Annotated in this window: 14 protein-coding genes and 1 riboswitch; all 14 genes read right to left on the bottom strand. The window is 39.6% G+C overall.

Features of this window, described 5'->3' with window-relative positions; translation table 11 throughout:
• Window positions 1–8 precede the first annotated feature (8 nt).
• Window positions 9–3,146 (bottom strand): type 2 lanthipeptide synthetase LanM family protein, encoded by a 3,138-nt coding sequence (locus IC619_RS08845; RefSeq protein ID WP_191139516.1) that lies wholly within the window; start codon window positions 3,144–3,146, stop codon window positions 9–11.
• 45 nt (window positions 3,147–3,191) lie between these two features.
• The gene (locus tag IC619_RS08840) at window positions 3,192–3,419 is read right to left on the bottom strand and encodes a plantaricin C family lantibiotic (RefSeq protein ID WP_191139515.1); all 228 of its coding nucleotides are present in this window, start codon (window positions 3,417–3,419) and stop codon (window positions 3,192–3,194) included.
• Between the two features lie 279 nt (window positions 3,420–3,698).
• Window positions 3,699–6,848: a type 2 lanthipeptide synthetase LanM family protein gene (locus IC619_RS08835; protein ID WP_191139514.1), complete on the bottom strand. Its 3,150-nt coding sequence runs from the start codon at window positions 6,846–6,848 to the stop codon at window positions 3,699–3,701.
• A 298-nt stretch (window positions 6,849–7,146) separates the two neighbouring features.
• A complete protein-coding gene (locus IC619_RS08830) occupies window positions 7,147–7,377 on the bottom strand; it encodes a plantaricin C family lantibiotic (RefSeq protein WP_191139513.1) in 231 nt (76 codons plus the stop codon).
• 158 nt (window positions 7,378–7,535) lie between these two features.
• Window positions 7,536–7,754, bottom strand: a complete 219-nt coding sequence (locus IC619_RS08825) for a class II lanthipeptide, LchA2/BrtA2 family (RefSeq protein ID WP_191139512.1) — start codon at window positions 7,752–7,754, stop codon at window positions 7,536–7,538.
• Between the two features lie 19 nt (window positions 7,755–7,773).
• A complete protein-coding gene (locus IC619_RS08820; RefSeq protein ID WP_191139511.1) occupies window positions 7,774–7,992 on the bottom strand; it encodes a class II lanthipeptide, LchA2/BrtA2 family in 219 nt (72 codons plus the stop codon).
• 194 nt (window positions 7,993–8,186) lie between these two features.
• Complete coding sequence (gene pyrG / locus IC619_RS08815; RefSeq protein ID WP_191139510.1) at window positions 8,187–9,806, bottom strand: CTP synthase; 1,620 nt, start codon at window positions 9,804–9,806, stop codon at window positions 8,187–8,189.
• A 117-nt stretch (window positions 9,807–9,923) separates the two neighbouring features.
• On the bottom strand, window positions 9,924–10,577 hold the full coding sequence (gene thiE / locus IC619_RS08810) for a thiamine phosphate synthase (protein WP_347239774.1): 654 nt from the start codon (window positions 10,575–10,577) through the stop codon (window positions 9,924–9,926).
• The gene (gene thiD, locus IC619_RS08805; protein ID WP_213260858.1) at window positions 10,574–11,386 is read right to left on the bottom strand and encodes a bifunctional hydroxymethylpyrimidine kinase/phosphomethylpyrimidine kinase; all 813 of its coding nucleotides are present in this window, start codon (window positions 11,384–11,386) and stop codon (window positions 10,574–10,576) included. The genes thiE and thiD overlap by 4 nt, the downstream gene beginning before the upstream one ends.
• A 14-nt stretch (window positions 11,387–11,400) precedes the next feature.
• Window positions 11,401–12,420, bottom strand: coding sequence for a MoeB/ThiF family adenylyltransferase (locus IC619_RS08800; RefSeq protein WP_191139508.1), 1,020 nt, complete (start codon window positions 12,418–12,420; stop codon window positions 11,401–11,403).
• Window positions 12,417–13,184 carry a thiazole synthase gene (locus IC619_RS08795; protein ID WP_191139507.1) on the bottom strand — a complete coding sequence of 256 codons (768 nt, stop codon included), beginning with the start codon at window positions 13,182–13,184 and terminating at the stop codon, window positions 12,417–12,419. The genes IC619_RS08800 and IC619_RS08795 overlap by 4 nt, the downstream gene beginning before the upstream one ends.
• Before the next feature lie 2 nt (window positions 13,185–13,186).
• Entirely contained in the window at window positions 13,187–13,390 is a 204-nt protein-coding gene (gene thiS, locus IC619_RS08790; RefSeq protein WP_191139506.1) for a sulfur carrier protein ThiS, read from the bottom strand.
• Window positions 13,387–14,517 carry a glycine oxidase ThiO gene (thiO, locus tag IC619_RS08785; RefSeq protein ID WP_249669794.1) on the bottom strand — a complete coding sequence of 377 codons (1,131 nt, stop codon included), beginning with the start codon at window positions 14,515–14,517 and terminating at the stop codon, window positions 13,387–13,389. Before thiO ends, thiS begins: the two co-directional genes overlap by 4 nt.
• Complete coding sequence (locus IC619_RS08780; RefSeq protein WP_191139505.1) at window positions 14,498–15,133, bottom strand: thiamine phosphate synthase; 636 nt, start codon at window positions 15,131–15,133, stop codon at window positions 14,498–14,500. Before IC619_RS08780 ends, thiO begins: the two co-directional genes overlap by 20 nt.
• A gap of 90 nt (window positions 15,134–15,223) precedes the next feature.
• Window positions 15,224–15,327, bottom strand: a riboswitch (TPP riboswitch).
• Window positions 15,328–15,438 lie beyond the last annotated feature (111 nt).

Raw genomic sequence — 15,438 nt, 5'->3', positions numbered from 1 at the left:
ACTCCCTCCTATTCTTTTGGTATTTGTAATGAAATAACAGAAGGAATACTTGAATCCCATAGACGTAATAAACCATAGCCAATTCCGGATAAACCTAGCATAAACCCATAAAGTTCACTATTTACATTTAACCCGAATGTCCAACCCTCTTTTCTTCTCTCTTCTATAATTTGCATGCCACACTGATCAACAAGATCTTTTAAATTAAAATGATCAGCGACTTGAGATGCTGAAATCAGAAAATCAATATTTCCTAAATCACCATGACACATGCTATGTCCTTGTCCAAAACCACTTCGTAGCGTTTGTCGAATGGCAACTTCTAAATCTTTCTGTACTTGTTGATCTTTTGTTGGTAGTAACAATGTTCGAGCCAAACCGATCCCAGATGCACCATGACACCAGAAGTTTGCATGCGTATGTTTAACATCTTGTCTTAAATCAATCCAGTTCTGTGAATTAGCATGAAACAAACTGTGTTCATATGCCAACATTTTTTTCCCAACTTCATCGTAACGTTTATTATCCATTACATGAGCCAGCTTTATGAGTGCTGTGCTAAACCCAGCCGCTCCATGTGAAAACCCACTTAGCAATGGCTGCTGATCTAAATCTAGCTGCGCAAGATAATCACATAAGTGTTCACCTAACGAATTTGCGACTTGCAAAACACGCTCATTCTGCTCCAACTGATAGATCTCTAAGCAAACAAGCAAGGCTCCCGCGCTTCCACCTACAATATCGTATACCTGATCTTGTCTAATATCAGACTCCATACGATCAATAAATTCATATGCTTTTTGAAGTAAGCTGTGATCATTCCAAAGCTGGCTTAAAGTAGCCATACCAAATGCAAACGATGCATTTCCATTAAAAGCGGATATGCCAGAAGAAGTTTTTTCTGTTTTGATCGTGCTATTAAAGAACTTTAGTGCAGCCTGTGCTAAATTCTTGTACAATTTTTTTTCGGTGACTTTTGCTAGCTGAGCTAAGAATACGACCAACCCCATGATTCCATCATATAATCCAGGGCCAAGTGGTGACATTCTTAACATGCCATCTGAGTCTAAATTGGGTGCAATCCACAATGCATAGTTTTCTTCTCTATTCCAAATCGCATTTTTCACTAGATTGTCTCCAATTTCGATCGCTTCTGTTAAGAAAATTTTTCGATCCACCTTTTTACCACTGCGTGTCGTATCAAACTTACGTTTTTCGCTATGATCCCAGATATCTTTACTAAGACTATCTAAAGACATATGCATATATTTCAATTGTTTTTCCATATCTTCATCGGACAAACGCTTAATATTATTAAATACAACATCCATTGCTGTCTGAGCATAGAAAGAAGGGATTTCTTCTCCATTACTAGTAAAAATACTTCTACTATTTACTCTGAATGTGAAATAAGGAATATCATGTTTTAACAAATCTGTACATTCATAAGGAATAATGGATTCAAGTATTTCACCATGTTTTGCCATTCCCCATAGATGATCAAATAACTTCACACGATCTAAGCCATTTTGTAAGTAATCTGGATGCGTACTGGAAAGTAAAAATCGACTATACACTTCAGTTGCTCGTATGACATGACGAGCTTTATCATTTGCAAAGGCATAGATGGGTCCATCATGATCAAATAACGCATTGCGAGACTGAAGCAAGATCTGATACATTGCCTGAAATCCAGCTTGAATCTCTTCTGCATGATCAGCTGCATTAGCAAAATCTCCATTCATGCGTGGCACATTAAGACTGCCTTGTGACACTACAGGTTTTTTCGCCAGATGCATTTCATCTGTACCGATATCTTCAATCACTGGCATAAGTATTTTTTTCGATTCTTGACCTTTCTCCCCACCCAGTCCGCTTAAATCAAAGTCAATCAATTCACTAGTTGAAAATTTGAATGGCAACATTGCTGAAGAAAGTACAGACTCTCTAATTTCTTGAGTTAGAAGTTTTAAAAAGGGTTTATCAATGCTCTTCAACTCAATATTTTGATGAAATAGAGTTTCCAAATCTATTAATACAGGGTGCTCACCACTGGCAATAACATTTTCATAATGAAAATCAACAGAACCAAGCATATAAAAAAGCGCAATATATCCTCCCTGACGATAGTAAAAACGGTTTAATCCATCTTGATCTACACATGAAGTTGCTTCAATGAACTCCTGCCAACCATATGTGCCACAGTTTATGCTTTTGGCTGATATTAAAGCGTGCTGAAATCCCTTTCGATTCACCCATTCTACGAGCTGTTTGAAGTGTATATCAATTGCCAAGGAACGCGGCTTATATACCAGACTACTACCAGATGCAAATCGAAACATCATGACCGTACGTCCATCCTGATGAGAGTCTCCCGCATCAGCTTGAATTCGAACTAGCTCACCATAATCCTTTGGGATTTCTTGCATGATTTTTTTGTAATCATCGACAAAGTGTGTCATCGCTTCAATGTGATTTTGAATTTGCCTCGTTGTTACTTCTACCATTAATCGAGCTAAAACTGGATAGATTTCCAATAACTTAAAGGTTTGTACAGGATCGTTCAGTATATACTCTTCAAAAAATTGATATCGATCTGTAGGTGTATCTCCTTCTAATTGATCAGTCAACTTTGCAATATGTAGCTCTGATATCAGCGTTTTAAAACTGAGAAAAACTAATTTACTATGGATTGTATTTAGTATCGATGATACTAAGCGATCTAGTAAAAACGTTTCATCATGCCTTTTGACTAATTTGTTTATGCCTACCGTTAAAGATTGCTTTGCATAACGTAGAAATGGTTTGTAAAATGAAGGAAATACACGTAAATAGTCAGCAGAAAAGTCCTGCTCGTCTAGTATAATAGAAGAATCAATTTCATAAATTTCCTGCAACACACTTTCAAACTTCAGATCACTTTTTAATAATGGATCATGCTTCTGCTGAAGTATTCTTTTAAATTGATTTTCGTTTAGTTGCTCTATCTGGATTCGTTTCGTTATATCAATCTCTTTAAATGCACCTACCTCTTTCCATTCTTCAAATCCTTCTTCTTTCTCTACTAATAAATCATCATTACACGCTCTCTCATTTAAATAGGCTGCTTTATTCCATCGACTACTTTTTAATTTTAAATCTATCATGCTTTCCGCCCCTCATTTCATATAGCATGTTAGGATCTCTGTTTATTACTTTTTATGATTTAAATAGGTAAAGCCTTGATTACCTACATATTTACTTGCAGCGTGGCACAAATTACCGAATGTGTGCGGGACATCACTTGCCCCCACTACTGCCGCTAGTTCTAAATCACTCAATTCTTGCAAAGTATCCCCAGATGGGTGATGTGTAGTTTGTACTTGTTTAGAACGAAATACAGGATCTTTCCAACTTTTGATTACCTCACGTATTTTCAATATCATTTACCTCCTACTTACTAAATTTATCGGCGAATAAATGCTATATATTCATGTACCTTTAAGATAATACAGACACGAAGTTTAAAAACAGAAGTAAAATCTTGTCTTTTTTCTTCAATAAAATATACCTTTCAAGCAGCTCAATTTAACAAGAAGCAATCTCGTCGATCAACACAATCTTGCACTTAACCTTCACACCTAAACAAGCAACTACAATTGCTCACAAATAAAAAAGGACAGAACTAGGTAATAGTCTGTCCGTCCTCATTTATTTTTTTATTGTAGCCTTAGAATCGATGGAACTAAGCTAGGTTCATAATATTTGAGTAAACTCATTCCAAACCCTGACAAACCTGTCATTAGACCGACTGACTCTACTCCTCTGGATATTCCTCTATCCCAACCTGTTTCTCTCATGTTAATAAAAATTTGTTGTTTTACTGATTCCGCTATCTCTTTTAAGTCTTGCTTTTCTAACACTTCTGCCGCATATTGAATAATATCTAATTGACCGAAATCACCATGACATAATGAATAATTATTTCCAAATCCCTTTCTTAGGGTTGTATCTAATGCAATCTCGATTTCCTGCTCAAGCAAATCATCTTGATAGCCTGCTTCTTTTAACATTACCCTACTTAATAAAACTCCTGGTGCACCATGACACCAAGCGACTGGCGCATGATCTTTTGTCGGTGTTAACCAATTTCTCTGTTTCTCATCAAAATAACTGCGCTCAAATTGTAGTGCTTTTTTTATCGTCTCTAAGAAGCGGTGATCGGGACGAATTTTGTGAAGTTGCGCAAGCGCAACAATGACACCTGCTGTACCGTGTGAAAATCCTGTATATGGACTCTGATCAAACGCCGTCTTCCAAGCAACACCTTGCTGAAAGGATTGAACATTTTTTAATAAATGTTCTGCACACTGCGTAGCCCCTTCTAAAGCTAACGGGTTATTTGTCTGTTTATATATTCTTAGTAAAACAATGAGCGTACCCGCAACCCCACCAATTACATCATAAACTTGATCCATATCTATGTGTTCGATTAAAATCGGTAGTGTTTTAGCGATTTCTTGTAGAATCTCATCAGAATTCCAAATATCAGCTAAATGACTTAATGTATATAACGATCCACTTAAACCAGTAAAAGTGCCAAGACTAACCGTTCTATCTTGTAGAAACTGTGTTAATGTTTCTGGCTTCGATAAGGTATGACGAATAGCTACAAGAGATTTAATTGCGGTATCTTTAAAATCTTGTCGACCTGTTAGTTTTGCCAGATAACCATAAAACAAAGCTATACCCGCCATACCATTATACAAATCACCACTTACCGGTGAAATATCCCATTGGTATTCATCTCCATTATAAAGAACGGTGCTGATCCAACAGAGATCTTCCTTATCCCCTGTTTTCCCCTTAATAGCTCGGTGCAATAAGTAGTCCCCAATTTTTTCAGCTTCTGTTAAATATTCTTCTGCTTGGATAGCCTGCTCTTTTTGTAAGGTAGAGGTGCAAATATCAGACATTTCCGCATCATGTTGGGCTTGACTTGCTAGCATCGACATATGAATAATATGAACCTGAGCTTGACAATCCTCCTCGTTCAAACTGTCAATTTTTTCCACAACTCGACTCATTGCACTTGAACCAAAGAAATTTTCTAAACGATTTCCTTCACTATCCCAAAGATGCCGCTCACCAGGCTTGGACATAAAGTAAGGAACATCACCAATTAGCATATCTTTTTTTTCTGCAACAACAATACGTTTTAATTCTGGGCGTTGTTTTGTTGCCATCCATAATCGATGAAAAAGTAAATCCCGGTCCAATCCATCTCGCAAGAAATCTGGATGATAACTATGCGTAAGTAAATTGCCGTAATCCATCGTATCACGCATAATGGTACGCACCTGAACATGGTTAAATTCCGTTAAACGTTGCTTAAGTTTGATTCGTTTTTGCATAAGCCAAATGTACATCTTCGTAAATCCATTTTCGATCTGTTTAAGGTAATCTTTAGCATGCAAAGCTTGTCCATTTATCATGGGACGATTTTTTTCTGCCTTCACCCGGGCAAATTCTTTAACCACTTTCATATTGTCAGACTGCCGATTCTCTATTTGGGAAACTTTAAAGGGGGCGATTTGTTCTTCATCACTGTTAAGCCCGCTTAAGTCAATTCCTTTAGCTTGGGGATTTCCTCTATGATATATTAGAAAAGGAAGGATACCTGTTGATTTAACTGACCTGGATAAAGCAGCTGACGCACGTTCGTATGCCGTAGACAAGTTTGTTTTTTTACGTTCTTGTTGATGGAACAACGACTCTAAATCAATTAATACAGGGAATGCTCCATGTGCAATCATATTTTCATGATGAAAGTCTACCGCATCCAAAACATACAGCAATGCCAGCGTATAACCCATCCGAGTATAATATTGTCTTACTTCTTCATGACTTTTACATTCGATTGGATCAATAAATTGTGCCCATCCATGCGTATCGCGATCAATGGCTTTCATCACGAAAAAAGGATTTTCGTCTTCCATGTGTTGATTTATCCAGTGCATGAATTTTTGAAATTGGATATCTACTTGAAAAGATCTAGGTTTATAAACAATCTGTTGTCCAGTATTTAATAAAATGATCGCAACGCCACGACCTTGACGATGGGCATCGCCTACATTTAAAGTAATTTTTTTGATTTCACCCAGCTCTTCTCCTGCAAACAAATCGCTTGCAATTCGTTCCTTATCCTGATTATATCGCTGTAAAATCTCACCAATATGTGCAACCCAATTCTTTACTTTTTTCAAGATCAGTCGCACAAGGACACTATATTCCTGGTATAAAGCGTATAGTACTTTCTCATCTTTTAAGTATGTTTGACAAAAATATGTATATCTTTGTTCTGATGTTTTGCCTTCCAATTGATCGGAAACCCGTGCTACATTAAGCTCTAGTATGAGTGTACGATAACTGATTTGACCCAACTGTGATGTCAAATTTAATAATAACGATTGAAGTAATGTACGAGGTATTTTCGTGCTTTTTTGTAACTGATAAGTAGCAAATTGCAAAAAAGGACGATAAAATTCAAAAAAAGCAATTTCATCTTCATTTTCAATGACAGGTAAGTCTACATCTTCATATTTCTTAGATAGTAGTTCATTCATATCTTTCTCAACTTCTGTAATGTCCGTTGAGACCAATTTAAAATCACTATCATAGGCAGCTAATTGTAGCAGCTCATCTCGGCGAACATGAGATACATCTTGTACACAATTAGTCAAATATTCTTCTGATTGATAAAAAATATCCTTCCAGTAAGAAAGCCGATCTTGGACTTGATTCAAGTTGCCTGCACGAATCAGTTTTCTTTCCTTTATATAGGAAGCACGTTGTAGTGTGAAATTCATATCAAACACCTCTCAATCTAATGATCCCCCCTTTTGATAAAGAAATGATAAAAGGGGGGATTTTAAAACACTTTGGATGAGCAGTCTCATTACATATACGACTTACATTGATTGGATTAGCATCCGTAAACGTACATACATAACCTTTGTTATCCAACATGATCCTTCACCAGCAATATCTTTCAAGCCTTCACCTGCTGGATGATTTGGAGCTTGTCTTTGGGTTTTTGCACGATATACTGGATCTTTCTCTAATTGGATAATTTTACTTTACGCATATACAGTACATCTATCTCACTTAGTTACAGCTTGGCATACACTCTTTTGTTAAAGTACACACCTTGCCATCATTACCTAACCATCCACTTAAGGTATTTGGATCAACATCGCCTGCTCCACTGGTATTGGCTAATTTTTCATCGCTAAGTTCTTTTAAACCTTCGCCTGCTGGATGATTCGGCGCTAGCTCTTCAGACTTCGCACGATATACTGGATCTTTCCATGATTGAACAACTTTTTCTTTACTCATTATGATCACCTTTTTATTTAATATTTTTAATTCATAATTATTTTTACTATCTATATACTCTTTTAATAATGCGTGATATATTATTGTTAATACTATAGATTCATTCACAACTGCTTCTTAGCTAATGATCGGGATTCATACAGCTAAAGCAGTTTTTTTTAACACTTAGATGTACATTTTGTTGTTGGACATAATGCTGCTGATACTGTGATTGTCGCGGTTACACACGCGGGAGTCGTTTCTGGATTGGTGTCTCCGGCACCCGCAATGTCTTTCAACTCTTGCTCATCAACTTGACCTGCCGGATGGTCGATTCCTTCTACTTTTGCGCGATATGCTGGATTACGCAATGCCTCTGCTTTTTCTCTGTTTGACATGATTTTTCCCCTCTCTGATTTAACACTTCGATGTACATTTTGTTGTTGGACATAGTGCTGCTGATACTGTGATTGTCGCAGTTACACACGCTGGAGTTGTTTCTGGATTTGTGTCTCCAGCACCTGCTATGTCTTTCAACTCTTGCTCATCGACTTGACCTGCTGGATGGTCAATTCCTTCCACTTTTGCGCGGTATGCTGGATGACGTAGTGCCTCTGCTTTCTCTTTGTTCGACATGTGATCACTCCTCTCTTCTGTTTTCTATACATAATATAATATTAATCTTCTGTTTATAAATAGTAGTAAAATATATTATTTTATATAGTTACATTTATATCTTTTTTACATATTATTTTTACTTCCAACTTATTCTCAACCCAAATAACAAAAAAACCGACACCAGTTCCACTGATGTCAGCTCTTTTACCCTTTTACACGTTTACAAATTCTTTTTTTTTCAACTCTACCGCTGCCCCTACAAAATCTCTGAACAAGGGTTGTGGTCTGGTGGGTCTAGAGATAAATTCAGGATGAAATTGCGCTGCTACGAACCAAGGGTGATCGATATACTCCACGATTTCAACTAAGCGTCCATCGGGTGATGTACCAGAGAAACGGTATCCGACCTGCTCTAAGTCCTCACGATATTCGTTGTTAAATTCATACCGATGGCGATGACGTTCATATACGAGGTCTTTGTCATAAGCCAGCTGGGCTTTACTACCATTATCTAATTTACAAGGGTATAGCCCTAATCGCATGGTACCACCCAAATCTTCAATATCTTTCTGTTCAGGTAATAAATCAATGATGGGATAAGGCGTTGCCGGATCAATTTCAGAGCTGTGTGCTCCCTCCAGATTTAAGAGATGACGTGCACCTTCCACACAAGCCATTTGCATCCCGAGACATATCCCTAAGAATGGAATCCGCTTTTCACGTGCAAAACGAGTGGCGATAATTTTCCCTTCAATTCCTCTATCGCCAAAGCCACCAGGAATTAAGATACCATCCACATGAGAAAACAACGCTTCTACGTTTTCAGCTGTCACTTCTTCGGAGTTGATCCACTCCACATCGATATCTGTATCTTTTTCAAAGCCAGCATGGCGTAGTGCTTCTACCACACTCATATAGGCATCATGTAAGGCGACGTATTTCCCTACAATTGCAATACGTGTAGTCTGGCTCAAGTTTTTCACTTTAGCTACTAATGCTTTCCAAGCTTCCATATTGGCTGGTTTTGCTTCTAACCCTAAATATTTCACCACAATCTCATCGAGACCTTCACTTTGTAACATGAGTGGAACTTCATATAACGTTTCAGCATCACGTGCCTCAATAACAGCTTCCCGATCAATATCACAAAAAAGCGCTAGTTTTTGCTTCAAGTCTTCCGCTAACGGGTGTTCAGTACGACATATAATAATATTGGGCTGAATGCCAATGCTACGCAACTCTTTTACGCTATGCTGAGAAGGTTTGGTTTTTAATTCTCCACTCGCTCGTAGCATTGGGATAAGTGTACAGTGTATATACATCACATTTTCACGGCCCACATCATTTTTGATCTGGCGTATCGCTTCTAGGAATGGCAGACTTTCTATATCCCCTACTGTACCACCAATTTCCGTAATCACCACATCAGGATGCGTCTCGCGCGCAGCACGGAAAACACGGTCTTTAATTTCATTTGTAATATGAGGAATCACTTGGACCGTACCACCTAAATAATCGCCACGACGTTCTTTATTTATAACAGAAGAATAGATTTTTCCTGTCGTTACATTACTATTTTTGCTCAAGTTAATATCAATAAATCGTTCATAATGCCCTAAATCGAGATCTGTTTCTGCACCATCATCGGTTACAAAAACCTCTCCGTGTTGGTAAGGACTCATCGTTCCAGGATCCACATTAATATAAGGATCAAATTTTTGAATGGTAACTTTTAACCCTCTATTTTTTAGAAGACGTCCTAGTGATGATGCTGCAATTCCTTTACCTAAGGAGGAAACAACGCCTCCAGTTACAAATATAAATTTGGTCATCTTGCTTTTCCCCCTCTTTTTTAGGATGCCCCATTTTTATATATAAAAATCGAAAAGAGCACCCCTATAACTAGGGGTGCTCTTTGATATCCGAACATAATGAGCCCAACAAATACTTTATCGAAGTAGCTGTTTATTGTCAAGCCTTTTAGTCTTATCGGTACAAAACATTTGTGCGGCTTGATAAGGGTCTTGATCCTTCGTAATTGCCGATATGACCGCTATTCCATCAGCTCCTGCTCGTAATACTGCTTCAGCATTCGCATGTGTAATCCCACCGATTCCCACTATTGGGATTTGTATACCGCTTTTCCGCATCGCTTGTATCACAGCAGGTCCTTTTACCAACTCAATATCTGGTTTGGTATCTGTATGATACATCGGCCCAACGCCTAAATAATCAGCCCCCTCTCTCATTGCCTTACTCGCCTCTCCTACATCATGAGCAGACACCCCTACGATTTTATCTGGGAACCATGCACGTACATCTTTTAGTGGACGATCATCTTGCCCAATATGAATACCATCCGCATTAAGCTCTCGCGTCAACTCAATATCATCATTTACAATAAAGGGAATGTCGTTATTTTGACAGATCTGCTGCAATCGCTTTGCTAGATCTCGTTTTTCTCGATAGGGGAGAGCAGATTCACCTTTCTCCCGAAACTGAAACATCGTGACGCCTCCACGAATGGCTTCTTGCAATACAAACTCGGGTGCATACTTACAATTTTGGCTGCCTAGAATCAAGTATAAAGATAATGGAATCACCTTATCGCCTCTTTCTGACGAAAAGCCCAATGATTCGTCGGTCCATGACCACTTCCTAGTTGCAAAGAATCCGCAATCGCAGCATATACAAATCGTGTCGCTGTTTCTACAGATTCTAGAACCGATCGTCCCTTTGCTCGTTCTGCTGTGAGACATGCCGCAAACGTACAGCCAGTACCATGTGTATGCAGGGTATCTACCCGTTCGTTCTCAAATGTGAAAAAAGAGTGTCCATCATAAAGTAAATTTACGACATGATCAGTTGATTCATCATGACCACCTTTAATCACCACATATTTTGCACCTAAATCATGAATCCGTTTCGCTGCATCTTCACGTTCTGCAATCGTCTCAATCTTTTGATCTGTTAATGCTTCAGCTTCTGGGATGTTTGGTGTAACTACTTCACACACCGGGAGCAGGTGTTTTTTGAGATAGGCGATTGCGTCTGCTTTCAGTAAGGAAGCCCCACCTTTAGCAATCATGACAGGGTCCACGATGAGCGGTGTAAGCTGATGTTCTTTTATTTTTCGTACCACAACTTCAATCATTTCAGTCTGAAATAACATTCCTGTTTTAATCGCTTGTGGTGATAAATCGGTTACCACAGCATCAATCTGTTCCGTAAGTGCTTCGATCGACACAGGATAAACTCCCTTTACACCTAACGTGTTTTGCGCGGTTACAGCCGTTATGGCCGACATCCCAAAGACATCCCGTTCTTGAAACGTCTTCAAATCAGCTTGTATCCCTGCTCCACCACCACTATCAGATCCGGCAATCGTAAGCGCTTTGACATATGGCTTCATTCAGGATTCACTTCCTATCCGATATAGTGATGATATAACTTCTTCGCCAGTCCAATATCTTGTGTACCATGTACGAGAGCACGTCCATCTCTAAAAATGACCATGCGATGGTCGTCTACCCATACCATCAGTAAATAGGGATTTTCTTCAAATGGAATATGCTGTGCTGTGAAATAAGTCTTTAGTTGATCGATATCAAAAGTAGAACGTCCACCCGGTCGAATTTGAACGGTATCCCGACCACATAAAATGGCTGTTTTCAACTGATTTTCATAGGACAGATGCGGATAAGTCGCATTTGTCCCACATGAAGGACAATCTAGTTTTTTAAGTTTACTTACATCTAACTGGGCATGTTGGTTCTCCCATAAATCAAAAGAAACTAGCTTACGTCGCAGGGATTTCGTATCCCCTACTAGCAACTTCAATACTTCCGTTACTTGATGAGCTGTCACCATTTGTACAGCAGGACTAATAATCCCTGCGGTATCACAAGTAGCCCCCCCGATTGGCACGGTCTCTAAGATGCAGTTTAAACAGGGAGATAGGCCCGGAAGTATGGTATAACTAATCCCATAACTGCCTACACACGCACCATATATCCACGGGATTTGATATTTTTGGGCAAAGTCGTTGATCTTCAATCGTGTATCAAAGTTATCGGTTGCATCTACAATCACATCAACCTCTTTACCTATATCTTCTAGTAAGGAAACATCTAAATCGACCACATGGGCCTCTACTATAACTTCTGAATTAATGGATTGAAGTCTGGTCTGTGCTGCAATCGCTTTGGGAATTCGCGCTTGAGCATCTGTTTCTGTATATAGTTGCTGGCGTTGTAGATTACTCCACTCCACGTAGTCTCGATCCACTAAAATAATATGCCCAATCCCAGCCCGTACCATCGCTTCAGCGCTACTGGCACCCAGTGCGCCCGCACCAATGATCAGTACACGCTTCGCGGCTAATTGGGCCTGTCCCTTTTTCCCAATAGGTATAAAGCGCTCTTGCCTTGAATATCGGTCACTCACACAGTACTCATCCCTTCGATGGGACTACTTGCAGAAGCATATCTTTTCTTAGCGATCCGACCCGCTTCATAAGAGTATCGACCACTTTCTATCGCTAAGCGCATCGCTTTGGCCATTTTGATGGGATCATTTGCTCCTGAGACCGCTGAATTTAGCAACACACCGTCAGCCCCTAGCTCCATTGCGCGTGTAGCATCAGATGCCGTACCGATCCCAGCATCTACAATAACGGGAATACTAGCTTGTTCAATAATTAAACTTAAATTTAAGGGGTTAATAATACCTTGACCGGAGCCGATTGGAGAAGCAGCTGGCATAATAGCGTGCACACCTAGTTCTTCTAGCCGGCGTGCCAGCACAACATCATCTGAGGTATAAGGTAAAACAATAAACCCTTCGGCCAATAATGCTTCACTCGCTTTAAGTGTTTCAACCGGATCAGGAAGTAAGGTCTTCGGACAGCCGATCACCTCGACTTTTACCATGTCACACAAGCCAGATGCTTTCGCTAATTTTGCAATTCGTACTGCTTCCTCAGCTGTTGATGCCCCCGCTGTATTCGGTAGTAATTTGTATTGATGTACATCTAATTCTGCGAGTAAATCGGGTTGGTTTTGTTCAAAGATATTCATCCTTCTCACAGCAAAAGTAAGAATTTCAGTCCCCGAGGCTTCCACTGCTTTTTTTTGTGTCGTGAAATCTTGAAATTTACCTGTGCCTAGTAACAAACGTGATTCAAGCTGATATTTCCCTATCTTTAACATATTTATCCTCCTCCAACAAATGAAACGATTTCAACTTGATCACCATTTCGAAGCGTTGTACTTCCATGCTGATCTTTGGTCAAAATCGTTTGATTCACTTCTACGATAACCACGCGATGTCCCCAATCAAAAAAATGAATTAAATCCTCGACCGTAAGAATGGTATCCGCTATTTCCTTTTCAACGCCATTAATGGTTAAGGTCATTTGATCCCCTCCATGTCTACCGATTTGCGATCTAGTCGAAAAGAATCGTGTATATAAGCAGGGACTTTCTTTCCCAAAACTAGATCTGCCATATATTTCCCGGTGGCCGGACTAAGTAGAATTCCATTTCGGTAATGTCCCGAGGCAACGTATATTCCTCGATAATCAGGGTGCTCCCCCATATAAGGTAGGCCATCACCAGACTGTGGTCGCAATCCGGACCAACTATCCTCAAATGTAGTTTGCTCGATAGTAGGGAGTAGCGATTTGGCTTTTTCAAGCAAAAATAGAATCCCACCGGCTGTCACCTGCTTAGAGAAATCATGTGCTACTTTGGTTGCACCAATCACAATTCGATTTCCCGCTTTAGGAACCAAATAACAACCCTCATCTACAAAAAGCGTATGTGTAAGAAGTGGACGATCTGCACATACAGAAATACATTCTCCTTTTACCGGGTATACCTGCACATCAGGAAGCAAATGTTTGGTGAAGGCGCCACTCGTAACAATCACTTGCTCTGCTAAAATCGTCCCTGCTGAAGTGATAACCCCTTTAACGGCATTTCGATCCAGCAAAAAGCGGTACACCTGGCAGTAAGATTTCATATGAACACCTACATTACGACATGCCACTGCGAGCGCTTCTGCAAAATAAGCAGCATGAAGCTGACCATCATTTGGAAGATACATCCCACCGACTAAGTTTTCCGAAGCTAGTGGTTCCAAATCATGCAACTGATCGCGATCTAGCCACCTCACTTCCGCATCCCAATCCCGATATTCCATAACTTTATGTTTTAGCTTTACTGCCTCTTCCTGTGAGCGCGCTGGTTTAATGACTCCCTTTTGATTCAGTTGCACATCAATACCGGTATATGTTTTTAACTCCTCTACAAACGCTGGGAATAAGGCCCTACTCTCTAGTGCAAAAGCTCGTAGCGGCCCTTCTTCATCAATCTCGGCTTGCGCACCTAAAATACCCGCTGCTGCACGCGATGCCTCTGATCCCATCGTATTTCGTTCCACTACGACCACTTTTTTTCCTGCTTTGGTAAGCTGATAAGCAATTGCACATCCCATGACGCCACCACCAACGATTGCTACGTCATAACTTTCTTGCACCATTCTCATCCCCATTAACTAAAATTTTTTTATACATTTGTGCAGCCTGCTGTGGATATGGATGTTTAAAAATACCAGACATTACGGCGATACCAGCACTTCCAATTCGCATCACTTCACATGCACGTTTCGGTGATATCCCTCCGATAGCAATGACTGGCACACGAACTTCTGCAACCAATCGTTCTAATTGGCAAAGACCCTGTGCTTTTTTTCCCGGCTTTGATGAAGAGGAAAAGATATGTCCAAATAACACATAATCAGCTCCATCTCCTTCGGCCTGCTTCCCTTCTGCTACAGAGTGAACAGACTTTCCGATCAGTAAGTTTGGAAAGCATGGTTTTACATAACATACATCTAAACTATGGTAAGCCATTTGCACACCTCTCACCTGAAAAGCTGATGCCACATCTGCCCGATCGTTTACGATCATCTTTTGAAGTGGTACACCCTTTTGACGAAGTGTAAGCAGTATCTCTTGAAGATCTGATGCATTTCTCTCTTTTTCTCTTAAATGAATGGCATCCACATATGGATGAATCACCTCGATAATCGCTATTAAATCGATTATGTCTTGTTCACCAGTAGTTATGGCATGTAATTGTGGAATCTTCTTCATCAAAGTTCCCCTTTCTGAATGAGAACCAGCTATAGAAGAGAAAACATAAAAAGCCACCCCAGTCTGGAGTGGCTTTTATCCGCTACGTATCATGAACAGAAACCACTTCCCTACGCTGGCATCAACCAGATCAGGTTCAAAGGGTTGGAAAATCGTCCTCTCAGCTTTTATCAAAAGCACCCCTAGTGTTTGTTTAGCAACTATGATATTTATTTTCTGGTTCAGTGTATCAAATGAAAGATAGGTAGTCAATTAATGTTTGGTACAATGAACGACACACCACGTACACTTAAACAAAACAGTGA

The organism is Polycladospora coralii, from assembly GCF_014773435.2.
Taxonomy (GTDB): Bacteria; Bacillota; Bacilli; order Thermoactinomycetales; family Thermoactinomycetaceae; genus Polycladospora; species Polycladospora coralii.
This window is presented reverse-complemented; position numbering and strand designations above follow the sequence as displayed.

What these genes read in the sequence shown, in the direction of transcription:
- IC619_RS08795 (WP_191139507.1), bottom strand. Translation starts at nt 13,184, where the DNA reads ATGTTAAAGATAGGGAAATATCAGCTTGAATCACGTTTGTTACTAGGC.
- pyrG (WP_191139510.1), bottom strand. Translation starts at nt 9,806, where the DNA reads ATGACCAAATTTATATTTGTAACTGGAGGCGTTGTTTCCTCCTTAGGT.
- IC619_RS08820 (WP_191139511.1), bottom strand. Translation starts at nt 7,992, where the DNA reads ATGTCGAACAAAGAGAAAGCAGAGGCACTACGTCATCCAGCATACCGC.
- thiS (WP_191139506.1), bottom strand. Translation starts at nt 13,390, where the DNA reads ATGACCTTAACCATTAATGGCGTTGAAAAGGAAATAGCGGATACCATT.
- IC619_RS08835 (WP_191139514.1), bottom strand. Translation starts at nt 6,848, where the DNA reads ATGAATTTCACACTACAACGTGCTTCCTATATAAAGGAAAGAAAACTG.
- IC619_RS08780 (WP_191139505.1), bottom strand. Translation starts at nt 15,133, where the DNA reads ATGAAGAAGATTCCACAATTACATGCCATAACTACTGGTGAACAAGAC.
- IC619_RS08825 (WP_191139512.1), bottom strand. Translation starts at nt 7,754, where the DNA reads ATGTCAAACAGAGAAAAAGCAGAGGCATTGCGTAATCCAGCATATCGC.
- IC619_RS08845 (WP_191139516.1), bottom strand. Translation starts at nt 3,146, where the DNA reads ATGATAGATTTAAAATTAAAAAGTAGTCGATGGAATAAAGCAGCCTAT.
- IC619_RS08830 (WP_191139513.1), bottom strand. Translation starts at nt 7,377, where the DNA reads ATGAGTAAAGAAAAAGTTGTTCAATCATGGAAAGATCCAGTATATCGT.
- thiO (WP_249669794.1), bottom strand. Translation starts at nt 14,517, where the DNA reads ATGGTGCAAGAAAGTTATGACGTAGCAATCGTTGGTGGTGGCGTCATG.
- thiD (WP_213260858.1), bottom strand. Translation starts at nt 11,386, where the DNA reads ATGAAGCCATATGTCAAAGCGCTTACGATTGCCGGATCTGATAGTGGT.